Here is a 22,983-nt window from a genome sequence, read left to right as displayed (position 1 = left end):
ATGGCGGAGCTTACGATCCGTCCGGAGGAGATCCGGGACGCGCTGGCCGACTTTGTCCAGTCGTACCAGCCGGACGCCGCTTCTGTGGAAGAGGTCGGCACGGTCACTGACGCGGCGGACGGCATCGCGCATGTCGAGGGCCTGCCCTCGGTCATGGCGAACGAGCTGCTGAAGTTCGAGGACGGCACGCTCGGCCTCGCGCTGAACCTCGACACCCGCGAGATCGGTGTCGTCGTCCTCGGTGAGTTCGGCGGCATCGAAGAGGGCCAGACCGTGCGCCGCACCGGCGAGGTCCTCTCGGTTCCGGTCGGCGACGGCTACCTCGGCCGCGTCGTGGACCCGCTGGGCAACCCGATCGACGGCCTGGGCGACATCGCCGCCACCGGTCGCCGCGCCCTTGAGCTGCAGGCCCCCGGTGTCATGGCCCGCAAGTCGGTCAAGCAGCCGCTGCAGACCGGCATCAAGGCCATCGACGCGATGACCCCGATCGGCCGCGGCCAGCGCCAGCTGATCATCGGCGACCGCCAGACCGGCAAGACCGCGGTGGCCGTCGACACGATCATCAACCAGCGCGACAACTGGCGCTCGGGCGACCCGGAGAAGCAGGTCCGCTGCATCTACGTCGCCGTGGGCCAGAAGGGCTCCACCATCGCGTCCGTCCGCGGCGCCCTGGAGGAGGCCGGCGCGCTGGAGTACACCACCATCGTGGCCGCTCCCGCCTCCGACCCGGCCGGCTTCAAGTACCTCGCCCCGTACACCGGTTCGGCCATCGGCCAGGAGTGGATGTACGACGGCAAGCACGTCCTGATCATCTTCGACGACCTGTCGAAGCAGGCCGAGGCCTACCGTTCCGTCTCCCTGCTGCTGCGCCGCCCGCCGGGCCGCGAGGCCTACCCGGGCGACGTCTTCTACCTGCACTCCCGCCTGCTGGAGCGCTGCGCGAAGCTGAACGACGCCCTGGGCGGCGGCTCGATGACCGGTCTGCCGATCATCGAGACCAAGGCCAACGACGTCTCGGCGTACATCCCGACCAACGTCATCTCCATCACCGACGGCCAGTGCTTCCTGGAGTCCGACCTGTTCAACGCCGGCATCCGCCCGGCCGTGAACGTCGGTATCTCGGTCTCCCGCGTCGGTGGCTCCGCCCAGATCAAGGCCATGCGTTCGGTCGCCGGCCGCCTGCGTCTGGACCTCGCCCAGTACCGTGAGCTGGAGGCCTTCGCCGCCTTCGGTTCCGACCTGGACGCGGCCTCCAAGGCCCAGCTGGAGCGCGGTGCGCGCATGGTCGAGCTGCTGAAGCAGGGCCAGTACCAGCCGTTCCCGGTCGAGGAGCAGGTCGTCTCCATCTGGGCCGGCACCAACGGCAAGCTGGACGACGTCCCGGTCGCCGAGATCCGCCGCTTCGAGCGCGAGTTCCTGGACCACGTGCGCCTGCAGCACAAGGACCTGCTCGCCGGCATCGTCGAGACCGGTCTGCTGGCCGACGGCACCGTCGACGCGCTGACCAGCGCGATCGAGGCCTTCAAGCAGGGGTACCAGACCGCTGACGGCAAGCTGCTCTCCGAGCAGGCCTGAGTCCGGTAGCGAGGGAAAGGACGTAACGACCCATGGGAGCACAGCTTCGGGTCTACAAGCGCCGGATCCGCTCTGTCACCGCGACGAAGAAGATCACCAAGGCGATGGAGATGATCTCCGCGTCGCGCATCGTCAAGGCGCAGCGCGCGGTGGCCGCCTCCACTCCGTACGCCGATGAGCTCACCCGGGCGGTGACGGCGGTGGCCACCCGGTCCAACGCCAAGCACCCGCTCACCACCGAGAACCCGAACGCCAAGCGCGCGGCGGTCCTGCTGATCACGGCGGACCGCGGCCTGGCCGGCGGCTACTCGACCAACGCCATCAAGGCTTCGCTGGTGCTCGCCGAGCGCCTGAAGTCCGAGGGCAAGGACGTGGTGGCGTACATCATCGGCCGCAAGGGCGTCTCGTACTACACGTTCCGCGGTCTGGCGATCGAGGGCTCGTGGACGGGATTCTCGGACAAGCCGACGTACGGTGACGCGAAGACCGTGGCGGCCGACCTGATCGAGGCCTTCACGGCCGAGACCGGCGGTGTGGACGAACTCCACCTGGTTTCCACCGAGTTCGTGTCGATGCTGACGCAGAACGCGGTCGAGGCGCGGCTGCTGCCGCTGAAGCTGGACGAGGTCCAGCTCAGCGACCAGACGCCGGCCAAGTCGGAGATCTTCCCGCTGTACGACTTCGAGCCGTCGGCGGAGGGCGTCCTGGACGCCCTGCTGCCGCGGTACGTCGAGAGCCGGATCTACAACGCGCTGCTGCAGTCGGCCGCTTCCGAGCACGCCGCCCGCCGCCGCGCGATGAAGAGCGCGACGGACAACGCCGGCGAGCTCATCAAGTCGCTCACGCGGCTTGCCAACTCGGCCCGTCAGGCCGAGATCACCCAGGAAATCAGCGAGATCGTCGGCGGTGCCAACGCCCTCGCCGACGCTAGCCGCGGGAGCGAATGAGTATGACCACCACTGTTGAGCCGACCACGGCGACGGGCCGCGTCGCGCGGGTCATCGGCCCGGTCGTCGACGTGGAGTTCCCCGTCGACGCGATTCCGGACATGTACAACGCCCTGCACGTCGAGGTGGACAACCCCGACGGCACGGGCAAGAAGACCCTGACCCTCGAGGTCGCCCAGCACCTCGGCGACGGCATGGTCCGCGGCATCTCGATGCAGCCGACCGACGGCCTGGTCCGTGGTTCGCAGGTCTCCGACACCGGTGCGGCGATCTCCGTCCCGGTCGGCCAGATCACCAAGGGCAAGGTGTTCAACGCCCTCGGTGACGTGCTGAACGTCGACAAGGACGAGTTCGAGTCGCAGGTCCAGGTCCGGTGGCCGATCCACCGCAAGGCCCCGGAGTTCAAGGACCTCGAGTCCAAGACCGAGATGTTCGAGACCGGCATCAAGGTCATCGACCTGCTCACCCCGTACGTCACGGGTGGCAAGATCGGTCTGTTCGGTGGTGCCGGTGTCGGCAAGACCGTTCTGATCCAGGAGATGATCTACCGCGTCGCCGAGAACTTCGGTGGTGTGTCGGTGTTCGCCGGTGTCGGCGAGCGCACCCGTGAGGGCAACGACCTCATCGACGAGATGGTCGACTCGGGCGTTCTGGACAAGACCGCGCTGGTCTTCGGCCAGATGGACGAGCCGCCGGGCACCCGTCTGCGCGTCGCGCTGTCCGCGCTGACCATGGCGGAGTACTTCCGTGACGTCGAGAAGCAGGACGTGCTCCTCTTCATCGACAACATCTTCCGGTTCACCCAGGCCGGTTCCGAGGTGTCGACCCTGCTCGGCCGCATGCCCTCCGCGGTGGGCTACCAGCCGAACCTGGCCGACGAGATGGGCCTCCTGCAGGAGCGCATCACCTCGACCCGCGGTCACTCGATCACCTCGATGCAGGCGATCTACGTCCCCGCGGACGACCTGACCGACCCGGCGCCGGCCACCACCTTCGCCCACCTGGACGCGACGACCGTTCTGTCGCGCCCGATCTCGGAGAAGGGCATCTACCCGGCCGTCGACCCGCTGGACTCCACGTCCCGCATCCTCGACCCGCGGTACATCGCGCAGACCCACTACGACACGGCCATCCGTATCAAGGGGATCCTGCAGAAGTACAAGGACCTCCAGGACATCATCGCGATCCTCGGTATCGACGAGCTGTCCGAGGAGGACAAGGTCACGGTGCACCGTGCCCGCCGCATCGAGCGCTTCCTCTCGCAGAACACCTACGTGGCGAAGCAGTTCACCGGTGTCGAGGGTTCGACCGTGCCGCTGTCCGAGACCATCGAGGCCTTCAACTCGATCGCGGACGGCAAGTACGACTCCGTCCCGGAGCAGGCCTTCTTCATGTGCGGTGGCATCGAGGACCTCGAGAAGAACGCCGCCGAGCTGGCGAAGAAGTAATCGCGGCCGGTAGCAGCTGTGCGTGACCGTGAGGGGTGGCCCCCGAGCCTGGGGACCACCCCTCGCGGCACATCGGCTGTGATTCCGGTCAAATCCGTGCCGCCGGTTTCATGCCGGAGGCGCGGGGCCGTTATTCTTACCGAAACTCCCGAGTAATCGGGCGTTGCATGAGCCTAGGAGCCCACGTTGGCTGAGCTGCACGTCGAGCTGGTCGCAGCCGACCGCAAGGTGTGGTCCGGTGCGGCCACCATCGTCGTCGCCCGTACGGCCTCCGGTGACACCGGCATCATGCCGGGCCACACCCCGGTGCTGAGCGTGCTGGAGACCGGTCCGGTTACCATCCGCACGGTGGACGGCGGCACCGTGATCGCCGCGGTGCACGGCGGCTTCATCTCCTTCGCCGACAACAAGCTGTCTCTGCTCGCGGAGATCGCCGAGCTGGCGGACGAGATCGATGTCGCGCGTGCCGAGCGCGCACTGGAGAAGGCCAAGTCGGGCCTGGACGAGCACGCCGAGCGGCGCGCCGAGGTCCGTCTGTTCGCGGCGCGCGGCCTCAAGGCCCACGCCTGAGTGCGCCGGACCCCGGCTTGGCGGGGTCGACCGACGGTCCCGGGGACGCGTGAGCGTGACCCCGGGACTGTCGTCGTAGTTGGTAGGTCAGCGCGGTCGCTTGATACGACCGCTACGGGGAACGCGGGTAGCGAGGAGGTGGGTGAGCATGGTCCTCGCGCTTGTGGTGTGTGCGGCGGTCGTGGCCCTGGGTGTGATCGGGCTGATGGCCTTCGCCGTCCGGCGCCGCCTGATCCAGCGGGTCGGCGGCACCTTCGACTGCAGTTACCGGCTCAAAATGCCGGCCGACGCCTCGACGCAGCCCGACCTCGACGAGAACGGCAAACCCACCTCAGCCCCGGTCCCCCCGACCGACGGCAAGGGGTGGGTTTTTGGTATCGGCCGGTACAGCGGTGACTCGATCGAGTGGTTCCGGGTCTTCTCGTACGCCCCGCGGCCGCGCAAGGTGCTGCCGCGCCGGGAGATCGAGGTGCTCGGCCGGCGCTACCCGGAGGGCCAGGAGGAGCTGGCGCTGCTGTCCGGCTCGGTGGTGCTGCGGTGCCTGCACAACGGGGCGCCGCTGGAGCTGGCGATGAGCGAGGACGCGCTGACCGGCTTCCTGGCCTGGCTGGAGGCCGCCCCGCCCGGCCAGAGGGTCAATGTCGCGTAGCGACGGGACCCTCGGATGGGGGTGCCCCCGGCCGGAGGCTGGGGGAGGGTCAACGTCGCGCAGCGGCCTGCCGACACGCCCGGGGACCTTCCGAGGCGGGGTTAACGGCGCCTAACCCGGCGGCTACTCTGGCCGCATGGTCAATCTGACGCGCATCTACACCCGTACCGGCGATGACGGCACCACCGCGCTCGGCGACATGAGCCGGACCAGCAAGACCGATCCGAGACTGGTCGCGTATGCGGACGCCAACGAGGCCAACGCCGCGATCGGCGTGGCCCTGGCCGTCGGCGAGCTGCCGCAGGACATGACGGCGGTGCTCGTCCGGGTCCAGAACGACCTGTTCGACGTCGGCGCCGACCTGTCCACCCCGGTGGTGGAGGACCCGAAGTACCCGCCGCTGCGGGTGCTGCAGTCCTACATCGACCGGCTGGAGACGGACTGCGACGAGTACCTGGCCCGGGTGGAGAAGCTGCGCAGCTTCATCCTGCCCGGCGGTACGCCCGGGGCGGCCCACCTGCACCTGGCCTGCACGGTGGTGCGGCGGGCCGAGCGCTCGACCTGGTCGGCGATCGCGGAGCACGGCGACAGCGTCAACCCGCTGACCGCGAAGTACCTCAACCGGCTGTCCGACCTGCTGTTCATCCTGGCCCGGGTGGCCAACAAGGAGCGCGGGGACGTGCTCTGGGTCCCGGGCGAGAACCGCTAGGAACATGCCGAAGTCCCGTCCTCGGACTGCTCCCCCGCGGGAGTCCGAGGACGGGCCCTCGACGGCTCAGGGCCGGTCGGCCGGGGTGCGGTCGGGGGCGCTGCCGGCGAGGGTCTTCCCGGTGACCACCCGGCCGTCCTCGACCACCACGCCGGCCGGCGGCTGCTTGGGCCAGAGCGAGTAGCAGCCGGCCACGATCACGTTGACCACGGCGGCGATGCCCAGCTTGAGGTACCACTGGAGGAAGGTGCCGAAGTGGGCGGAGCCCGCGGAGAGCGGGACGAGCAGGGTGATCAGGCTCAGCGTGACCGCGGCGGACACGACGGTCCGGCCGGCGATCTGCCACTCGTACCTGGTCCGCTCCGGCCCGTACTTGGGTGAGGGCAGCGGCTTGGGGCCGCCGGCGAAGCGGTGCAGGAAGTGCCGGTCGGCCCAGCGGACCAGCGAGGGGCCGTAGCCGATCGAGAAGCCCGCGTAGCTCGCGGCCAGGGCGTGCGTCCAGCTCGCGGTGGCGCCGCCGCGCAGGTCGAGGACGGTGAGGGCGTACAGGGTGAGGTCCACCACCGGCAGGCCGACCAGCAGCGCGGTGCTGGTGCGGCGCCACCGGAGCAGGTAGCGGGCGGTCAGTCCGAGGCCGAGCAGGATCCAGAAGGAGATCTCGGCCGCGATGATGAGGGTGACGATCACGTTCTGCTCCCGGACGTTTCGGTGGTGCTTCCAGCCTCGTGCGGGGGCGTGCGGCTGTCGTCGTCGCGCGGTGCCGTACCGGCCTGCACCTTTCGATGTAGCGGGCTCCTTCGTGGACCGGAGCCGGGCCGGCCGCCGGGGATGATGAGATGGGGACGTGCCGCTCCCGTTCCCCGCGCTCCCCCCACGCCGACAGGACCAGCTGATCGCCCTCGCCGGGCTGCTCGGCGGTGCGGTGCTGATCGCCTTCGGGGTGTACGACCGGGCCGACCGGGTGCCGCCGTGGGCGGTGGTGCCGACGCTGCTGGTGATGGCCGGGCTGGAGCTGGTCCGGCGGACCAGGCCGGTGCTCGCGGTGTCGCTCGGCGGGCTGGCCTTCGCGGCGAGCGTGTTCGCCGGCAACCTGGTGGCCACGCTGATCATGTACACCGACCTGCTGTACGCGGCGGTGATCTACGGCACCCCGCGGATGTCCCGGGTGCTGCACCTGTCCGGCGGGGCCACGGTGCTGGCGCTGTCCACCCTGGCGGCGGTCTACGGCGGCACCTCGTTGGCGCTGCTGATCGTGGTGGTCAGCACACTGGTCTTCCTGGGGCCGGTGTGGAGCGGCGACGTGGTGCGCAAGCACCGGCAGGAGGCGGAGGCCGAGCGGCTGCGGGCGGAACAGACCGCGCTGCTCTCGGAGATGGACCGGCGGGAGGCGATCGGCGCCGAACGGGCCAGGATGGCAAGGGAGTTGCACGACGTGGTGGCCAACCACCTGTCGGCGATCGCGATCCACGCCACCGGTGCGCAGTCGGTGGCCCGGCGCCGGAACCTGCCCCAGGACGATCCCCTGGTGGAGGTGCTGGCGGTGATCCGGGAGAACAGCGTCCAGGGATTGGCCGAAATGCGTCGCATGATCGGACTGCTCCGGGACAGCGGCGGGGGAGAGGTGGACGAGTCGTACACGGCCCCCGACCTGGCCGCGGTGGACGCCCTGCTGGCCAAGGCCCGGGCGGCCGGCCGGGACGTCGGGCTGGACTTCGCGCTGGACGAGCGCGGCGAGCGCGGGGACGTGCCGGTGCCGGTCGGGCTGGCCGCGTACCGGATCGTCCAGGAGTCCCTGACCAACGCCCTCAAGCACGCCGGGCCCGGACTGGTCAGCCTGCGGCTGGAGTTCGCGCCGGAGGAACTGCGGATCTCGGTCGACAGCCCGTACCGGGGCGGTCCGGGCCGTGAACTGCCCGGCGCCCGGGCCGGGTTGGTGGGCATGGCGGAACGGGCCGGGCTGCTCGGCGGCAGCTTCGAGGCCGGGCCGAAGGGCGGGTACTGGAGCGTGCGCGCGGTGCTGCCGCGCGCCCGGGGGAACGAGGGGCGGGCATGACGATCCGGGTGCTGGTGGCGGAGGACCAGGCGGCGGTACGGGCGGCGCTGGTGATGATCCTGCGCGCCGAGCCGGAGTTCGAGGTGGTCGGGCAGGCCGCGGACGGCGAGGAGGCCGTCCGGCTGGCCCTGGAGCTGCGGCCGGACGTGGTGCTGATGGACGTGCAGATGCCCCGGCTGGACGGCGTCTCGGCGACCCGCGAGGTGGTCGCCGCCGGGGCCGGCCAGGTGCTCGTGCTGACCACCTTCGACCTGGACGAGTACGTCTACGGCGCGCTGCGGGCCGGCGCGTCCGGGTTTCTGCTCAAGGACCTGGAGGCGGACACCCTGATCGAGGGCATCCGCACGGTGGCGCGCGGGGACGGGATGCTGGCGCCCTCGGTGACCAGACGGCTGATCGGGGCCTTCGCCCGCCCCGAGCGGCCGGTCGGACCGGAGGCCCGGGCCGCGGTGGGGACGCTGACCGGCCGCGAGCGGGAGGTGCTGGCCTGCATCGGGGCCGGGATGTCCAACGGGGAGATCGCGGCCCGGCTGGAGATGGCGGAGGCGACCACCAAGACGCACGTCAGCCGGATCCTGGCGAAGCTGCGGCTGCGCAGCCGGGTGCAGGCGGCGATCCTGGCGCAGGACCTCGGACTGACCGTCTGATCACCTGTTTTAGGTCGGTTGCAGATCACACTCCCGATTGCTATTGCACGGCGGATTTGGGCATTAGAGTCCCGGAAAAACGAGCGATGCGGCTCTCTGGCGGCGACCCCTGCCCTGAGCCGCCTTCAGGGCCCGCCCGCGGGGCGGCGACGGCATCGGGAGACCCAGCCATGAGCAATGCGTCCAGCAAGCAGATCGCCGTGATCGGTGCCGGCCTGATGGGCGCCGGCATCGCCCAGGTGTCCGCGCAGGCCGGTCACCCGGTGGTGCTGCGGGACGTCACCGAGGAGGCGCTCCAGCGGGGCCTGGCCGGCATCCGCGCCTCCTACGAGAAGTTCGTCGCCAAGGGCAGGCTGAGCGCCGAGGACGCCGAGGCCGCGCTGGGCCGGATCACCACCACCACCGACCTGGGCGCCGTCGCCGAGGCCGACATCGTGGTCGAGGCCGTGTTCGAGAAGCTGGAGGTCAAGGAGGGCGTCTTCCGCGAGCTCGACAAGCTCGCCAAGGACGGCGCCGTACTGGCCTCCAACACCTCCGCCATCCCGATCACCCGGATCGCCGCCGCCACCGGGCGCCCGGAGTCGGTCGTCGGCGTCCACTTCTTCTCGCCCGTCCCGATGATGAAGCTGGTCGAGCTGGTCCGCGGCTACAAGACCAGCGACGAGACGCTGGCCACCGCCCGCGCCTACGCCGAGGGCGTCGGCAAGGAGGTCGTGGTGGTCAACCGCGACGTGGCCGGCTTCGTGACCACCCGCCTGATCACCGCGCTGGTCGTCGAGGCCGCCAGTCTCTACGAGTCGGGCGTGGCCACCGCCGAGGACATCGACACCGCCTGCCGGCTCGGTTTCGGCCACGCGATGGGCCCGCTCCAGACCGCCGACCTGACCGGCGTGGACATCCTGCTGCACGCCGCCCGCAACATCTACACCGAGACCCAGGACGAGAAGTTCGCCGCGCCGGAGATCATGGCCCGCATGGTCACCGCCGGTGACCTGGGCCGCAAGAGCGGCCGCGGCTTCTACCCGTACGAGGGCAAGTGAGCCGGCAGGGCTGAACGACCGGCCGGGCCGTGCGATCGGAGCATCGTACGGCCCGCCCCGCAGGGCCGGGTGAGTTTCCTCACGCCGGGTGCCGCAGACGGGTGATTTGGGCGGTAATCGAGCGTAGGTGTGGGGCCGACCTGCGTATATTCCCTCGGACGGGTGAAGTTGCTTCAGATCTGGCCAAAACCAGCAACCTGCGGAGCCGGTTCACCGTCAGATGAGGGAACCCGGCATTCCGCCCGGGTCCGGGTGTGGGGCTTCGGCCCGCCCGTATGCACCCCCCACTCCCGCTCCCGGCACGGCCGGGGCGGACCCGCCCCGCACCAGGCCGTCCAGGCGAAGGAGGAGAGCATGCGCATCACCGGCGACCACACGGCGCTGGCCATCGAAGGCCGCCTCGACGTGCGCACCGCCGCCGACGCGCGGTCCCGGCTGCACCAGGCCGTGGACGGCGGCCTCGGCGACCTCGTACTCGACCTCGGCCGGCTGGAGTTCTGGGACGCCACCGGGCTCGGCGTGATCATGGGCACCCACCGGCGGGCCGGCCGGATCGGCCGCCGGCTGGTGCTGCGCTCCGTCCCGGCCCAGCTGCAGCGGCTGCTGGTGGCCACCAAGCTGCACCGCATCCTGGCCGTCGACGGCGCCGCCGAGGCGCACGGGGTCGCTCTCTAACTCCCGCGGCCCCACGGCCCCCACCGCGCCGCGCGCCGGGACCGTGCGCCTGCGCACCCCCGGTCCGTCCGCGCAACGCCCCTGGTCAGCGCCGCCGACCGGCCGACGGCCACGGACCGCTCTGCACGGCCGGGGCCGGATGTGCAAGAGTCTGCCCGTCAGAAGACGGCCGCCGGGGCTGCCTCCAGCCCGGCCGCGGCCGCCACCGGGACGTCAGCCGGGCGGCGCGGGGCGCCGACGGCCGAGCACGATGCGGAGCAGAACGTGGCACAGCCATCCGGGGAGTTCCGGCAGGAGGCCGTTCGCACCCGCGGCGGCGAACTGGTCTCCGGCGCCCTGCTGGTGGGCGTCGGCGCCCCGGACGGCTCCGAGGCCAGGACCTGTCCCGAGGAGTGGCGGCCCCGTCCGCGTCGGACCGGACGCAGCGAGCCCGCCCGCGGTCCGGTCGGCGGCGTCGGCCGCGCGGTCGGCCCGCTCGCGCTCGGCGCCGGGCCCGCCGATCTGCCGATGCTCGACCGCGAGACCGACACCGCCGAACTGCTCGCCCTGCTCGCCGAGGGCCGCTCGATACGCCTGGTCGGCCAGGCCGGCTCGGGCCGCAGCGCGCTGCTGTCGGCCGTCGCCGAGGCCGCCGCCGACCTCGCCCCCGGCGGCGTGGTGCAGCTCTGCGGCCACCGCCGCACCGGCGCCGACCTGCTCCAGGACCTCTTCGCGGCCACCCACCACGCCCCCGGATACCGCCCCGACCCCGGGCAGTTGGCCGTCCACCTCGCCGAGGTCGGCGCGATCGTGGTGATCGACGCCGCCGAGCCCTCCGGCGCCGAGCTGGAGGAGCTGCTCGCCGCCGCCCCCGGCTGCGCCTTCCTGATCTCCGCCGCCCCGGACGGCCCGCCGCTGCCCCCCGGCTCCCGGCTCCAGGACCACCTGGTGGCCGGGCTCTCCCGCTCCGCCTGCCTGGCCCTCACCGCCCGGCTGGCCGGGCGGCCGCTGGACGTCACCGAGAAGGCCTGGGCGGTGGACCTCTGGTTCGAGTCCGAGGGCCTGCCGCTGCGCTTCGTCCAGGCCGCCGCGCTGCTGCGCCAGCGGGACGTCTCGGTGGACGCGCTGGTGGCCGCCGAGGACGACCGGATGGACGTCTTCGGGGCCGTCGACGAGCCCGTCCACGACGAGGACCCGGCGATCCGGGAGAACGCGCTGCGGCTCACCGTCCCGCTGCCCTCGGTGGCGGAGACCGCCTCGCCCGCGGTCCGGCTCGCCGAGGGGCTGAGCGAGCCCGCGCAGGCCGTGCTGCGGCTCGCCGTCGCGCTCGGCGGCGAGTGCCCCACCGCGCCGCACCTGCCGGCGCTGATCGACGTCGGGCAGGGCGAGGCCGCCCTCGCCGAACTCGCCGACGCCGGACTGGCGGTGTCCATCGGCGGGCACCACCGGCTGACCGCCGGCGCGCTCGACCTGCTCGTCCCGCACTGGCCCGCCCGGGGCTCCGTCGACGGGGCCGCCCAGCACTTCGCCTGGTGGGTGGGGCACAGCTCGGTGACGCTGGAACAGGTCGCCGCCGAGGCCGAGGTGATGGTCGGCGTGCTGCTCGCCGACCGCACCGCCGGACGGCACGACGCGGTGGTCCGGCTCGCCCGGGCGGCGGCGCCCGCGCTGGCGCTGTCGCTGCGCTGGGGCGCCTGGGAGCGGGTGCTCCAGCTCGGTCTGGAGGCGGCCCGCCGCACCGGTTCGGCGGTCGACCAGGCCTGGTTCCACCACGAGGCGGGCGTGCACGCGATCTGCGTCCGGCAGCCCTCCCGGGCTGTCGCCGAACTGGAGACCGCGCTCACCCTGCGGGCCACCGCGGGCGAGCAGCGCGGGGTGGCCGCGGCGGGCCGGATGCTCGACCTGCTGCGCGCCGAGGGCCGGCAGCTGCCGGCCGCCGCGCCCGCCGCGGCGCCCGGCCGCGCCCCGGTGATCCGCAAGATCGCGGCCCGGGTGCCGGCCCGCCTGAAGTCCAGCAGGCGCCGGCGGGCGGCCGTGGTCTCCACCGCGGTGCTGACCCTGGGGGTCCTCGGCGCGGCGGTGGCGATGAGCTTCAGCGGGCCGGAGGAGGTCAGGGGGAAGGACCCGCACAACAACGGTCGGCTGGACGGCGGCGGCACCCAGGACCCGCCGTTCCCGCAGCAGTCCGGCAGTGCCGGGCCGACGACGGCCGGTGCCGGACCGGGCGGTGCGCCGACGCAGGGGAGCAGCCCGGCGCCGTCCGCGAGCGCCAGTGCCTCGCACTCGCCGAGCGCCTCGCCGACGAGGAGGCCGAGCTCCTCGCCGGGGGCGGGCGGGTCGCAGGCCCCGCAGCAGCCGCCCGTACCGGGCCAGCAGCCGCCGGGGCCGAACCCCGGGGGTCCGGGCGCGGGCGGCACCGGCGGAGGCGGCACTCAGCCCGGCGGCGGCGGCACCGGCACCTCGCCGTCGCCGGAGCCGACCACCACGACCGCCAAACCGAGCCCGTCGCCGACGGGCTCGACCGGTCCGACCGGCACGTCCAGCCCGTCGCCCAGTCCGTCCTGAGCGGTCAGAACAGCTTGAGCTTGTCGTCGTCGATGCCGCGCAGCTCGTCGTAGTCCAGCACCACGCAGCCGATCCCGCGGTCGGTGGCCAGGACGCGGGCCTGCGGCTTGATCTCCTGCGCGGCGAAGATGCCCTTGACCGGGGCCAGCAGCGGGTCCCGGTTGAGGAGTTCGAGGTAGCGGGTGAGCTGTTCGACGCCGTCGATCTCACCGCGGCGCTTGATCTCGACGGCCACCGTGGCGCCGTCGGCGTCGCGGCAGAGGATGTCGACCGGGCCGATCGCGGTGGGGTACTCGCGGCGGATCAGCGACCAGCCGGCACCGAGCACCTCCATCCGGTCCGCGAGCAGCTCCTGGAGGTGTGCCTCCACGCCGTCCTTGATCAGGCCGGGGTCGACCCCGAGCTCGTGGGACGAGTCGTGCAGCACCTCCTCCAGCGTGATGATGAGCTTCTCGCCGGCCTTGTTCTCCACCGTCCAGACCCCGTCGGCCTCCTTGAGGGCGCACGGCGGGGACATCCAGTTGAGCGGCTTGTAGGCGCGGTCGTCGGCGTGGATGCTGACGCTGCCGTCGGCCTTGACCAGGATCAGCCTGGTGGCGGAGGGCAGATGGGCGGAGAGCCGACCGGCATAGTCGACTGAGCAGCGGGCAATTACGAGACGCACGGTCGACCACGCTAGCCCACCGGGGCCAGTTGATGCGATTCCGCGACGGCTGGGTGAAGAAAGCGCGAACCCGGCCAACATGGAGGTCCGGCGGTCCCGCCACCGCCCCGTCGAGGTCTGGCGCCCCCACCGTCAAGTCGCTACGGTGTGTGACGGCACGCTCGCGGGATCGCTGTCAACGGGGATGGAGACTTCAGATGAACGATCCGACGGGATCCGGCCAATCCGGTGCACCGCAACATATTTCCGAAGCAATCCGCAGGAATGACCGGCCTGCCGCGCCGTTGACTGCCACGCTGTTCTGAGCGCGTTCGGTGTCCAGGACGTCACGTCCCGTGGTGCCGCCGCTGTCGCGAAGGTGCCGGAAACCCCTGTCCCTCGGTGTTCCGGACACCCCATGCGAATCCGCCACCCTCACTGTGAGCTTGACCTACGCACGACCACCCGGGCGCCGCGCGGGTGGACCGCGAGAGGAGAATCCATGTCGCTCGACGTCTCACCGGCCCTGCTGGAGAAGGCCGAGCGGGGCGAGGTCGACGAGCGGGAATTCGTCGACTGCGTCCGCGTCTCTTTGCCCTACGCCTGGGACCTGATCAGCTCGCTGGTCGCCCAGGCGAAGGTCGACGGCACCGACTTCGCCGACAACCAGGTGCCGCCGCCCAGCGAGCAGGCCCGCGGCCAGCTGCTGCGCGCGCTCGCCAGCGACGCCATCCGGGGCGCTCTCCAGCGCCACTTCGGGGTTCGGCTGGCCTTCCAGAACTGTCACCGGGTCGCGGTGTTCCTGCCGTCGGACGCCAACGAGGCGCGGTACGACCGCTTCACCTCGGTCCGGGAGCAGCTGCTCAACCAGTCCGAGGAACTGCGGGACTGCTGACCCCGCCGCAGCCCGCTGCGGCGCCGGCCGCCCCCGTCCCCCGGTGCGGGGGGAGGGGCGGCGGCCCGGGCCCGTCCGCCCGCCCGGTACGTCCTCCCGTCCGGTACGCCCCCCGACGGGCCTGTCCCCCGCCGGGCCCGGCTAGCCCAGCTGCGGCAGCACCTCCGAGCCGAGCCGGGCGATGTTGTGCAGGGTCGCCTCCTGGTCGCCGCTGCCCTCGGCGAGCAGGGCGAAGCGCCGGATGCCGGTGCGTTCGGCGGTGGCCAGCAGCCGGTCGGCGCACTGCCGCGGGGTGCCCACCGCGTGCAGGTCGCAGAGCAGCTCGGTGTACTGGCGCGGATCGCGCATCTTGCGCTCGCGGCCGTCCACGGTGCGGTGGGCGCCGAGCCCGTACTCGAACCAGCCGGGCATCGCGTTCAGCAGCGTGGACCGGGCCGCCGCGGCGCGGTCGTCGACCTGGGCCACGCCGGCCGCGACGTGCTGTCGGCCGATCCGGCGCAGCTGCTCCTCGCCGCGCCCGGCGGCCAGCCAGGCGGTCCGGTACAGCTCCAGCATCCGCAGCTTGTCGTCGTCCCCGGAGTGCATGCCGAGCAGCATCGGCAGGCCGCGCTCGGCGGCCAGCCGCACCCCGCCCGGCGAGGTGCAGGCGACCACCACGGGCGGCCCGGCCACCGGCCGTCCGGAGGCGGTGAGCTCCTCGCCGAGGCCCTCGTCGTCCCGGCGCTGGCGCGGGAAGCGCACCGGGCCGGTCCGCCCGCCGAGGCCCAGCCAGCTGCTCAGGCCCGGCCGCCGCACCGGTTCGGTGGCCCGCGGCACCACGGCGACCTCGGGGAAGGCGAACTGCGGGCCGTCCGCGCCCACCCGGGAGCCGCGCAGCCAGCGCAGCAGCAGGTCCAGCCGCTCCGGGAAGCCCTTCTCGAAGGCGTCCACGCCGCCGCCGAACACGTCCAGGTCGATCCACGGCCCGCCGCGGCCCACCCCGAGCGTGAACCGTCCGCCGGAGGTGAGGTGCAGCAGCGCGGCCTGCTCGCCGAGCCCCACCGGGTGGCGGGTGGAGAGCACGCTGACCGCCGTGCCGACGCCGATCCGCCGGGTGCGGCCGAGCAGCATCGCGGCGAGCGTGGCGGCGTCCGGGCAGACCCCGTACGGCACGAAGTGGTGCTCGGCCAGCCAGACGCTGTCCAGCCCGGCGCGTTCGGCCCCGACGGCGGATTCGACGGTGCGTTCCAGCGCCTCGCCGTGGCTCTGCCCGGGGAACTGCGCGGACAGCAGGAACAGGCCGACCCGCACCGGACCGGTGGACGGCGGCAGCGCGCCCGCCCGCTGGGGCGCCGGCAGCGGCCGGCCCACGACGGCCGTGACCGGGGGGACGGACGTCAGCGTCGGACCGGGGGCGACCGGCCGGACCCCGACGGGCCGGCCGCTCTCGGCGCGGGCGCTGGTCTTGCTCATCGTTGGGCCTCCTCGGGTGCGCGCAGGGTCTGCGGGCCCCGCCTTCTCCCCTTGTGGGTATCCGATGTCATGTGCCAATGGCACGCGGAACTCCCGATTTCCCCGATGATCGGGTGGATCTCGGCAAAAACGCCGAAGTGCCGGACGGAGCCGTGGTAGTGGCCGTGCGGGGGGCCCGCCCGGCCGTAGGCTGGAACGATCCAGAGCCCAGGAGGAGAGGGAGTCCGCCGTGTCGCCGCGCCGCAACCGGATCAAGAGCGCCGCCCCGCACGAGAGCGCAGAGCCGACCGCCCCGGTCGGCGGTTCGCTGCGCCGCACCGAGAGCTACCAGGGCGAGGACTGGGTGGTTCAGACGGTCGCCGGGACGGCGGGGCGGTTCTACCGCTGCCCGGGCTGCGACCAGGAGATCCCGCCGGGGGTGGGCCACGTGGTGGCCTGGCCGCAGTACGGCGCGGGAGTGGACGACCGGCGGCACTGGCACCGCGCCTGCTGGGGAGCGCGGGAGCGCCGGGCCTCCAACGTCCTGCGAGGCCGCGGCGCTCCGCGGTACTGAGGGGTCCGGCCGGGGCCCGCCGGGCGTCCTGCTAGGCGTCGCGCTTCTTGAGCACCAGCGCACCGCCGACCAGCGCCGCGGCCGTCCAGGCGAGGCAGATCAGGAAGCCGGTCCACGGCCCGTACGGCTGGCCGTGCTGCTCGTACACCAGCAGCATCCGCGAGCCCGCGTAGTCGGGGAAGTAGTGGGCCAGGGTCTTGACCTTCGGCACCGCCGAGAGGATCGGCGAGAGCAGGAAGAAGAACGGCACCAGCACACCGAGCGCGAGCGTCTGGTTGTGCAGCATCGTGGTGACGCCGGCCGAGAACAGGCAGAGCATCGTCAGGTACAGCGCGGCCCCGAACACCGCCCGCAGCACGTTGGGCTCGCCGATCGTGGTGGAGTGCGTGCCGAGCAGCGACTGGCCGACGAAGAAGGTGACGAAGGCCGTCACCAGCGAGACCGCGAGGGCGAGGGCGCCGAGCACCGCCGCCTTGCCGGTGAGCAGGGTGGCGCGCTGCGGGACGGCGGCCAGGGTGACCCGGATCATGCCGCTGCTGTACTCGTTGCCGATCGCCAGCACCCCGAAGACGATGATCGCCAGCTCGCCGAGCATGATGCCGGAGAAGGACGTCCCGGTGGCGTCGAACGGGGACTGGTCGTCGCGCCGGAACTCGGTGAAGTTGTTGTTGGTGAGCAGGGACAGCAGCGCGCCGATGCCCACCGTGACGACGAAGGTCAGCGCGAGGGTCCAGACCGTCGAGCGGACGCTGCGGATCTTCGTCCACTCGGAGCGGAGGATCGCCGGGAAGGACGCCATCTCAGTTCTCCTCCTGCCGTGCGGTGGTGGTCTGCCGGGCGCCGTCCGCCTTCCAGCCGGCGCCCCACTCGGTGGGCGCGCCGGCCGCGTCCCGGCCCGGTCCGTCGCCCGCGTGGTACTCCACCGAGTCGGCCGTCATCTGCATGAAGGCCTCCTCCAGCGAGGCCTGCTGCGGGCTGAGCTCGTGCAGCACCACGCCGTGCCCGGCGAACAGCTCGCCGAGCCGCGCGATGTCCCCGTTGACCACCTCGTAGGAGCCGTCCGGGCCCGGCTCGGGCCGCAGGCCGGCTTCGGTCAGCACGTCGAGCAGCCGCTCGGGCTCCGGGGTGCGCAGCCGTACGGCGGAGCGGGAGTTGCGCCGGATGAACTCCGGCATCGGCAGGTCGGCGAGCAGCCGGCCGCGGCCGATGACCACCAGGTGGTCGGCGGTGACGGCCATCTCGCTCATCAGGTGGGAGGAGACGAAGACTGTCCGGCCCTCGGCGGCGAGGCGTTTCATCAGGTTGCGGATCCAGAGGATGCCCTCCGGGTCCAGGCCGTTGACCGGCTCGTCGAACATGACGATCTCCGGGTCGCCGAGCAGGGCGGAGGCGATGCCCAGGCGCTGGCCCATGCCGAGGGAGAAGCCGCGGGCCCGCTTGCGGGCGACCGGGGTGAGGCCGACCAGGGCGAGCACCTCGTCCACCCGGCGCACGGGGATGCGGTTGCTCTGGGCGAGCCAGAGCAGGTGGTCGCGAGCGGTGCGGCCGGGGTGGACGGCCTTGGCCTCCAGGAGCGCGCCGATGTACTTGAGCGGCTCGCTGAGCTGGCCGTACCGTCTGCCGTCGATGGTCACCCGGCCGGTGGTCGGGCGGTCGAGGTCGAGGATCATGCGCATGGTGGTGGACTTGCCGGCGCCGTTCGGGCCGAGGAAGCCGGTCACCACACCCCGAGGGACCTGGAAGCTGAGCCGGTCCACCGCGAGCGTCTTGCCGTAACGTTTTGTCAGGTCGTGCAACTCGATCATTCGCGCTCCCTCAGTTCCTTGCCAGGCTAGGACATGTCCGACAATTGGCGGCGGATCAGCGCGCGGCGTTGGGGTGCGTGCATCGCAAGGCGGAGGAGGGAGCCACTGCGGAGCATTGGCGACCGACGACAACGCGGCGAGGTGCGTGCCCCAACGCCGCGCACCCGGCGGGAATTGTCGGACAGGTCCTTGGGACAAAGGGGGTATCGCGGCCCGCTGAGTGGGCCCGCCGGGCGTGCCGGAATAGGTTGGACGCATGACCCAGCTCCCCTCCGCAGTGTCGGTCCGCGAGAGCGGTACCGGAACACCACTCGTGCTGCTGCACGCCTTTCCGTTGAACGCCTCGATGTGGTCGTCCCAACTGGACACGCTGCCCGGCCTGACCGGGGACGAAGCGCGCGTGCTCGCCCCCGACCAGCGGGGGTTCGGCGGCACTGTGCTGGGCGCCGACGAGCCCTCGCTGGACCCGGTCGCGGACGACCTCGCGCTGCTGCTGGACGCGGCCGGGATCGAGCGCGCGGTGGTCGGCGGGCTCTCCATGGGCGGCTACGTGGCGCTGTCCTTCGCCCGCCGCCACCCCGACCGGCTGGCCGGCCTGCTGCTGGCCAACACCCGGGCCACCGCCGACACCGACGCGGTACGGGCCAACCGGGAGCGGATCGCCGCCGCCGTCACCGCGCGGGACAGCGTGCGGCTGCTGCTCGACGAGCAGGTCGCGGCCGGGCAGCTCGGGCCCGACTCGCAGCACCTGGTGGAGCGGGTGCAGGCGATGGTCGCCGCCGCGCCGCCGGCCGCCGTCGCCTGGGCCCAGCGGGCCATGGCGGCCCGACCGGACGCCCTGGACGTCCTGGCCGCCCTGCGGGTGCCGGTCTCCGTCGTGGCGGGCGCCCAGGACGCCCTGGTGGCGCCCGAGGAGGCCGAGCCGATGCTGCGGGCCCGGCCGGACGCCGAGCTGACCGTCCTGCCCGGGGTGGGCCACCTGAGCGCCCTGGAGGCGCCCGAGGCCTTCGACGCCGTCGTGCGCACCCTGCTCGCCCGGGTGGCCGCCGGATGAGCCAGGAGAGCCAGGACGCGGCGGCCTGGGACTTCTCCGCCCTGGAGGTCACCGGCCGGATGCCCGTGACCAACCGGGGCGAGGGTCTGGTCGAGCTCACCCTGGAACCGCTCGGCGAGGACTACTGGATGCGCCCGGGGGAGACCTTCATCGTCACCTCGTACGGTGACTACGGGCCCGGACACCCCTTCGAGGTGCAGTACTGGCCGGACTCGGTGTCGGTCTGGTGCACCTCCTGGTTCGGCACCGTCTCCGACGACGAGGGCAACCAGCTCAGCAGCGGCTACCAGCGGCCGGACGGCGCCTATCCGAGGTGAGGGCCCGCGCCCCACCGGCCCCGAAGCGCCCGGGATGATGACGGCGCGAAAGCCGACAGGCCCTCACCCGGGCGGGTGAGGGCCTGCGGTGCTGCCGGGGCCTGCGTGCGTCAGCGCGACTGCTGGGCGGGCACGCCCAGGGTGTCGTCGGTCGGCAGCGAGGCGGCGGCCACGGCCGCGCCGGTCAGCGTCGCCAGCATCTCGCGGACGTTGGTCAGCTGGGCGTTGATGCTGTCGCGGCGGTTGGTGAGGGCCGCCAGCTCGCGCTCGGATTCGCTGCGGATGCGGTCCGCCTTGGCGTTGGCGTCGGCCACGATGTCCTCGGACTGGCGCTGGGCCGTCTCGACGGTCTGGCGGGCGCGGCGCTCGGCGTCGGTGCGCAGCTTCTCGGCCTCCAGGCGCAGCTGCTCCGCCCGGTGCTCGATCTCGGCCAGGCGCTTCTCGGCCTTGGCCTGACGGGCGGCCAGGTCCCGCTCGGACTGCTCGCGGCGCTTGGCCAGGTTGGTCTCGAACTCCAGCGCGGCCTGGGCGGCCTTGGTGCGGGTGTCCTCGAAGAGGGCGTCCGCCTCCTCGCGCTTGTTCTGGGCGTCCTTGTTGGCCTCGGCGCGGAGCTGGGCGGCGTCGCTCTTGGACTTGTCGACGATCCGCATCCCCTCGTCCTCCGCCTTGGCCTTGCGGTCCTTGGCGTAGTTCTCGGCTTCGGAGCGGACCTGCTGGGCGGCGGCCTCGGCCAGCTCGCGGTGCTGCTCGGCGGCGCGGTGCGCCTCGTCGCGCAGGTCCTTGGCCTCCTCCTCGGCGAGTCGCAGGATCTTCTCGACCCGGGCGCCGAGACCGGCGTAGGAGGGCTCCTGCTCCACGACCGCCGCCTGGGCGGACTGGGTCTCCAGGTGGAGCTCCTCGATGCGCTTCTCCAGCGCACTGATCCGGGTCAAGGCACTGTCACGGTCGGCCACCAGCTTGGTGATCCGCTCGTCGACCTGGGCGCGCTCGTACCCACGGCGCACCAGGTCGAAGCCGTGAGGGGAGTGACTGTCGCTCATGGGGTTCTGGGCTTCCTGTCGTCAAACCGCTGAGGTGGTTGAGGGAATCCTGACACGGTACCGGAGTGTCGACGGCGATATGCCGTTCTCTCACGGACAATGACCGCCAATGTCCGCTCAATCGGGTGGTGCGCTCTTGGAGCGATTGCCACCCGACCGGGGGGAGCCAACTCCGGCACCGGCCTTGGCGCCCCCGTCCTTCTTGGTGCTGCTTCCCCCGTTGGCCTGGGCGACCGGCGCCGGCGCCTCGAACGCCTCCAGGGCGGACAGCACGTCCTGGACCCTGGAGATCTCGGTGTTGATGTCCTTGCGGCGGCGCACCAGTTCGTCCAGCTCGCGCCGGCCCTCGTCGGTGACCCGCTTGGCCTCGGCCGTCGCCTCGGCGAGCAGCCGCTCGGCCTCCGCCTTCGCCAGCTCGATCTGCTCGTCCGCGGCCTCGTCGGCGTCCCGCAGCCGCTTCTCCGCCTCGGTGGAGGCCCGGTCCAGCCGCTCCTCGGCCTCGCTCTCGGACGACCGCAGCTTCGCCTCGGCCTTCTCGATGAGCGACTCGGCGCGGTCCGTGGAGGTGGCGAGCTTGGTCTCCGCCTCCTTCAGCAGGCCCTCCGCCTTGCGGACGGCCGACAGCCGGACCTTGCTGGCCTCCGCGGACGCCTCCGAGGTCAGCTCGCTCGCGCGGTCCTCGGCCGCCGCGACCAGCGCCGCCGCGCGGTCCTCGGCCTCGGCGACGGTGGCCACCGCCTGCTCCTCGGCCTCGGTCAGCTGCTCCTGGGCGGCCGTCACCAGCGCGTCCACCCGCTCGCCGGCCGACTTCATGGCCGCCGCGTTCTCCTTGCGGGCGCGCTCGTGCAGGGCCTCGACCTCGGCGTCGGTGCGCTCGCGCAGCTCCTCGGCGCGCTCGCGGATCGCCGTCGCGTCCCGGCGGGCCTCGGCGAGCAGGGCGTCCGCGTCGGAACGGCCCTTCTCGACCTCGGCCTGACCGGCCGCCTCGCCGGCGGCGACCAGCCGGCCGGCCTCCTTGCGGGCGGCGGCGACCATCGCGTCCGCCTGCTCCTCCGCGGCGGCGGTGGTCGCCAGCGCGGTGGTCTGAGCGTCCTCGCCGAGCGCCTCGGCGTCCGCGAAGGCCTTCTCCAGGACGGACTGGGCGTGCTCGCGGGTGGCCCTGTCGAACTGCTCGGCGGCCTCCCGGGTCTTGGCGTCGTAGTCGTCGGCGCGGGAGCGGGTGGCGGAGTCGTACTCGTCGGCCAGGGTGCGGGTGGCGAGGGCGTACTCCTCGGCCTCGGCCCGCAGACCGGCGGACAGCTCCTCGGCGTCGGCGATGCCGCGGGCACCCTGGGCCTCGGCCTCGGCCACCGTCCGGGCGGCCTGCGCCCCGGCGTCGGCGCGCAGCTGCTCGGCGGCCTCCTGGGCGGCGCGCAGCTCGGCCTCGGCGTCCGCGCGCAGCTGGTCGTCGTAGGCCAGGGCCTCGGCGCGCTGCCGGCCGAGCTCGTTCTCGGTGGCCTCCCGCTCGGCGGCCAGCTCCAGCTCGGTCTGCTCGCGCAGGGCGGTGGTCTCGGCCTCGGTACGGGCCCGCAGGTCGGCGGTCTCGCGGTCGACGAGCTCGCGCTGCTCGGCGCTCTCGCGCTCCACCAGGCTGCGCAGCTCGGCGGCGTACGCGTCGGCGGACTCCCGCTGCTCGGTGGTCTCCCGCTCGGCCAGCTCCCGCTGCTCGGTGGTCTCCCGCTCGGCGAGGACGCGCAGCTCGGTGGCGTCCTGCTCGGCGGCCTCGCGGACCTCGGCGGCCTCCTGCCCGGCGGCGGCCCTGAGCGCGGCGATCTGCTCGGCGGCGGCCTCGTGCATGCCCGCCACCGCCTGGCGGACCTCGGCGGCCTCCTCCTCGGCGACGGCCACCAGCTCGGCGCCCTCGGCCTTGGCGGCGGAGATCAGCTCGGCGCGGTCGGCCTTGGCCTGCTCCAGCTCGGCGGTGGCCTCGGCCCGGATGCCGTCGGCGGTGGCGCGGGCCTCGGACAGCTCGCGGCCGGCCTCGGCCCGGACGGTCGAGGCCTGCTCGTTGGCCAGGGCCAGCTCGGCGGCGGCCTTCTCGCGGGTGGCCTTGGCGTCCTTGGCGGCCTCGGCGCGGCGCTGCTCGGCGGTGGCCTCGGCGCGCTCCAGCGACTCCTCGGCGGCGGTGCGCTGCTCGGCGGCGAAGACGTCGGCCTGCTCGCGGACGTCGGCGGCGTAGGTGTCGGCGGCGGTGTGCTGCTCGGCGGCGTAGGTGTCGGCCTGCTCGCGGACCTCGGTGGAGTGCTGCTCGGCGGCTTCGCGGACCTGGGTCGCGTGCTGGTCGGCCGCCTCGCGGACCTCGGCGGTCTCGGTGGCGGTGCGCTTGGT

The 22,983-nt window shown here is 72.8% G+C and carries 21 protein-coding genes and 1 pseudogene; 15 read left to right on the top strand and 7 right to left on the bottom strand.

The annotated features are described in order from the left end of the window. From atpA to ACFVVA_RS18990, 6 genes are all read left to right on the top strand, one after another. Entirely contained in the window at positions 1-1,575 is a 1,575-nt protein-coding gene (atpA, locus tag ACFVVA_RS19015) for a F0F1 ATP synthase subunit alpha (RefSeq protein WP_359899956.1), read from the top strand. A 32-nt stretch (positions 1,576-1,607) separates the two neighbouring features. Beyond that, positions 1,608-2,522 (top strand): F0F1 ATP synthase subunit gamma, encoded by a 915-nt coding sequence (locus tag ACFVVA_RS19010; protein ID WP_387690889.1) that lies wholly within the window; start codon positions 1,608-1,610, stop codon positions 2,520-2,522. A 2-nt stretch (positions 2,523-2,524) separates the two neighbouring features. Next, entirely contained in the window at positions 2,525-3,970 is a 1,446-nt protein-coding gene (atpD, locus tag ACFVVA_RS19005; RefSeq protein ID WP_359899952.1) for a F0F1 ATP synthase subunit beta, read from the top strand. Positions 3,971-4,156: 186 nt separating this feature from the next. Beyond that, complete coding sequence (locus tag ACFVVA_RS19000; protein WP_030235805.1) at positions 4,157-4,540, top strand: F0F1 ATP synthase subunit epsilon; 384 nt, start codon at positions 4,157-4,159, stop codon at positions 4,538-4,540. Between the two features lie 148 nt (positions 4,541-4,688). Continuing rightward, complete coding sequence (locus ACFVVA_RS18995; RefSeq protein WP_030057523.1) at positions 4,689-5,189, top strand: DUF2550 domain-containing protein; 501 nt, start codon at positions 4,689-4,691, stop codon at positions 5,187-5,189. A 136-nt stretch (positions 5,190-5,325) separates the two neighbouring features. Continuing rightward, entirely contained in the window at positions 5,326-5,898 is a 573-nt protein-coding gene (locus tag ACFVVA_RS18990; protein ID WP_359899948.1) for a cob(I)yrinic acid a,c-diamide adenosyltransferase, read from the top strand. Positions 5,899-5,964: 66 nt separating this feature from the next. Here the strand turns inward: ACFVVA_RS18990 and ACFVVA_RS18985 are convergent, their stop codons facing one another. Beyond that, positions 5,965-6,585: a hypothetical protein gene (locus ACFVVA_RS18985; RefSeq protein ID WP_387690886.1), complete on the bottom strand. Its 621-nt coding sequence runs from the start codon at positions 6,583-6,585 to the stop codon at positions 5,965-5,967. Positions 6,586-6,742: 157 nt separating this feature from the next. Between ACFVVA_RS18985 and ACFVVA_RS18980 the strand changes: the two genes are divergently transcribed. The 5 genes from ACFVVA_RS18980 to ACFVVA_RS18960 all read left to right on the top strand — a co-directional run bounded on the left by ACFVVA_RS18980 (position 6,743) and on the right by ACFVVA_RS18960 (position 12,857). After that, positions 6,743-7,951 carry a sensor histidine kinase gene (locus ACFVVA_RS18980; RefSeq protein WP_387690884.1) on the top strand — a complete coding sequence of 403 codons (1,209 nt, stop codon included), beginning with the start codon at positions 6,743-6,745 and terminating at the stop codon, positions 7,949-7,951. Next, a complete protein-coding gene (locus ACFVVA_RS18975) occupies positions 7,948-8,598 on the top strand; it encodes a response regulator (RefSeq protein WP_380538219.1) in 651 nt (216 codons plus the stop codon). The genes ACFVVA_RS18980 and ACFVVA_RS18975 overlap by 4 nt, the downstream gene beginning before the upstream one ends. A 170-nt stretch (positions 8,599-8,768) precedes the next feature. Beyond that, entirely contained in the window at positions 8,769-9,638 is an 870-nt protein-coding gene (locus ACFVVA_RS18970; protein WP_387690882.1) for a 3-hydroxyacyl-CoA dehydrogenase family protein, read from the top strand. A gap of 354 nt (positions 9,639-9,992) precedes the next feature. After that, positions 9,993-10,313, top strand: a complete 321-nt coding sequence (locus tag ACFVVA_RS18965; protein WP_387690880.1) for an STAS domain-containing protein — start codon at positions 9,993-9,995, stop codon at positions 10,311-10,313. A 264-nt stretch (positions 10,314-10,577) separates the two neighbouring features. Then, a complete protein-coding gene (locus ACFVVA_RS18960) occupies positions 10,578-12,857 on the top strand; it encodes an ATP-binding protein (protein ID WP_387690879.1) in 2,280 nt (759 codons plus the stop codon). Between the two features lie 4 nt (positions 12,858-12,861). On the opposite strand, the gene nucS is transcribed toward ACFVVA_RS18960, so the two are convergent. After that, positions 12,862-13,521, bottom strand: a complete 660-nt coding sequence (gene nucS / locus ACFVVA_RS18955; RefSeq protein WP_359899935.1) for an endonuclease NucS — start codon at positions 13,519-13,521, stop codon at positions 12,862-12,864. 481 nt (positions 13,522-14,002) lie between these two features. Here nucS and ACFVVA_RS18950 point away from each other — a divergent pair, with 481 nt between their 5' ends. Beyond that, on the top strand, positions 14,003-14,395 hold the full coding sequence (locus tag ACFVVA_RS18950; protein WP_359828614.1) for an SCO5389 family protein: 393 nt from the start codon (positions 14,003-14,005) through the stop codon (positions 14,393-14,395). A 141-nt stretch (positions 14,396-14,536) separates the two neighbouring features. Here ACFVVA_RS18950 and ACFVVA_RS18945 read toward each other — a convergent pair whose 3' ends face one another. Further along, positions 14,537-15,685, bottom strand: coding sequence for an LLM class flavin-dependent oxidoreductase (locus ACFVVA_RS18945; protein ID WP_387690940.1), 1,149 nt, complete (start codon positions 15,683-15,685; stop codon positions 14,537-14,539). A gap of 391 nt (positions 15,686-16,076) precedes the next feature. Here ACFVVA_RS18945 and ACFVVA_RS18940 point away from each other — a divergent pair, with 391 nt between their 5' ends. Further along, positions 16,077-16,400 carry an ATP/GTP-binding protein gene (locus ACFVVA_RS18940; RefSeq protein WP_359899933.1) on the top strand — a complete coding sequence of 108 codons (324 nt, stop codon included), beginning with the start codon at positions 16,077-16,079 and terminating at the stop codon, positions 16,398-16,400. A gap of 31 nt (positions 16,401-16,431) precedes the next feature. On the opposite strand, the gene ACFVVA_RS18935 is transcribed toward ACFVVA_RS18940, so the two are convergent. Continuing rightward, on the bottom strand, positions 16,432-17,199 hold the full coding sequence (locus ACFVVA_RS18935) for an ABC transporter permease subunit (RefSeq protein ID WP_387690876.1): 768 nt from the start codon (positions 17,197-17,199) through the stop codon (positions 16,432-16,434). Position 17,200: 1 nt separating this feature from the next. Next, positions 17,201-18,205 (bottom strand): ABC transporter ATP-binding protein, encoded by a 1,005-nt coding sequence (locus ACFVVA_RS18930; RefSeq protein ID WP_387690874.1) that lies wholly within the window; start codon positions 18,203-18,205, stop codon positions 17,201-17,203. A 256-nt stretch (positions 18,206-18,461) separates the two neighbouring features. Between ACFVVA_RS18930 and ACFVVA_RS18925 the strand changes: the two genes are divergently transcribed. Both ACFVVA_RS18925 and ACFVVA_RS18920 read left to right on the top strand, forming a co-directional pair. Beyond that, positions 18,462-19,259, top strand: a complete 798-nt coding sequence (locus tag ACFVVA_RS18925) for an alpha/beta fold hydrolase (protein ID WP_387690872.1) — start codon at positions 18,462-18,464, stop codon at positions 19,257-19,259. After that, complete coding sequence (locus ACFVVA_RS18920; protein ID WP_224283203.1) at positions 19,256-19,576, top strand: hypothetical protein; 321 nt, start codon at positions 19,256-19,258, stop codon at positions 19,574-19,576. The genes ACFVVA_RS18925 and ACFVVA_RS18920 overlap by 4 nt, the downstream gene beginning before the upstream one ends. Before the next feature lie 110 nt (positions 19,577-19,686). Here ACFVVA_RS18920 and ACFVVA_RS18915 read toward each other — a convergent pair whose 3' ends face one another. Together ACFVVA_RS18915 and ACFVVA_RS18910 are read right to left on the bottom strand one after the other, a co-directional pair. Beyond that, on the bottom strand, positions 19,687-20,616 hold the full coding sequence (locus ACFVVA_RS18915; RefSeq protein WP_359899925.1) for a cellulose-binding protein: 930 nt from the start codon (positions 20,614-20,616) through the stop codon (positions 19,687-19,689). A gap of 117 nt (positions 20,617-20,733) precedes the next feature. Then, a pseudogene (locus ACFVVA_RS18910) lies at positions 20,734-22,983 on the bottom strand (hypothetical protein); the annotation flags it as partial.

The organism is Kitasatospora sp. NPDC058048 (assembly GCF_042885555.1).
GTDB classification, from domain to species: Bacteria; Actinomycetota; Actinomycetes; order Streptomycetales; family Streptomycetaceae; genus Kitasatospora; species Kitasatospora lactacystinica.
This window is presented reverse-complemented; position numbering and strand designations above follow the sequence as displayed.

What these genes read in the sequence shown, in the direction of transcription:
- atpA (WP_359899956.1), top strand. Translation starts at nt 1, where the DNA reads ATGGCGGAGCTTACGATCCGTCCGGAGGAGATCCGGGACGCGCTGGCC.
- ACFVVA_RS19010 (WP_387690889.1), top strand. Translation starts at nt 1,608, where the DNA reads ATGGGAGCACAGCTTCGGGTCTACAAGCGCCGGATCCGCTCTGTCACC.
- atpD (WP_359899952.1), top strand. Translation starts at nt 2,525, where the DNA reads ATGACCACCACTGTTGAGCCGACCACGGCGACGGGCCGCGTCGCGCGG.
- ACFVVA_RS18995 (WP_030057523.1), top strand. Translation starts at nt 4,689, where the DNA reads ATGGTCCTCGCGCTTGTGGTGTGTGCGGCGGTCGTGGCCCTGGGTGTG.
- ACFVVA_RS18990 (WP_359899948.1), top strand. Translation starts at nt 5,326, where the DNA reads ATGGTCAATCTGACGCGCATCTACACCCGTACCGGCGATGACGGCACC.
- ACFVVA_RS18975 (WP_380538219.1), top strand. Translation starts at nt 7,948, where the DNA reads ATGACGATCCGGGTGCTGGTGGCGGAGGACCAGGCGGCGGTACGGGCG.
- ACFVVA_RS18970 (WP_387690882.1), top strand. Translation starts at nt 8,769, where the DNA reads ATGAGCAATGCGTCCAGCAAGCAGATCGCCGTGATCGGTGCCGGCCTG.
- ACFVVA_RS18965 (WP_387690880.1), top strand. Translation starts at nt 9,993, where the DNA reads ATGCGCATCACCGGCGACCACACGGCGCTGGCCATCGAAGGCCGCCTC.
- ACFVVA_RS18950 (WP_359828614.1), top strand. Translation starts at nt 14,003, where the DNA reads ATGTCGCTCGACGTCTCACCGGCCCTGCTGGAGAAGGCCGAGCGGGGC.
- ACFVVA_RS18935 (WP_387690876.1), bottom strand. Translation starts at nt 17,199, where the DNA reads ATGGCGTCCTTCCCGGCGATCCTCCGCTCCGAGTGGACGAAGATCCGC.
- ACFVVA_RS18930 (WP_387690874.1), bottom strand. Translation starts at nt 18,205, where the DNA reads ATGATCGAGTTGCACGACCTGACAAAACGTTACGGCAAGACGCTCGCG.
- ACFVVA_RS18925 (WP_387690872.1), top strand. Translation starts at nt 18,462, where the DNA reads ATGACCCAGCTCCCCTCCGCAGTGTCGGTCCGCGAGAGCGGTACCGGA.
- ACFVVA_RS18920 (WP_224283203.1), top strand. Translation starts at nt 19,256, where the DNA reads ATGAGCCAGGAGAGCCAGGACGCGGCGGCCTGGGACTTCTCCGCCCTG.
- ACFVVA_RS18915 (WP_359899925.1), bottom strand. Translation starts at nt 20,616, where the DNA reads ATGAGCGACAGTCACTCCCCTCACGGCTTCGACCTGGTGCGCCGTGGG.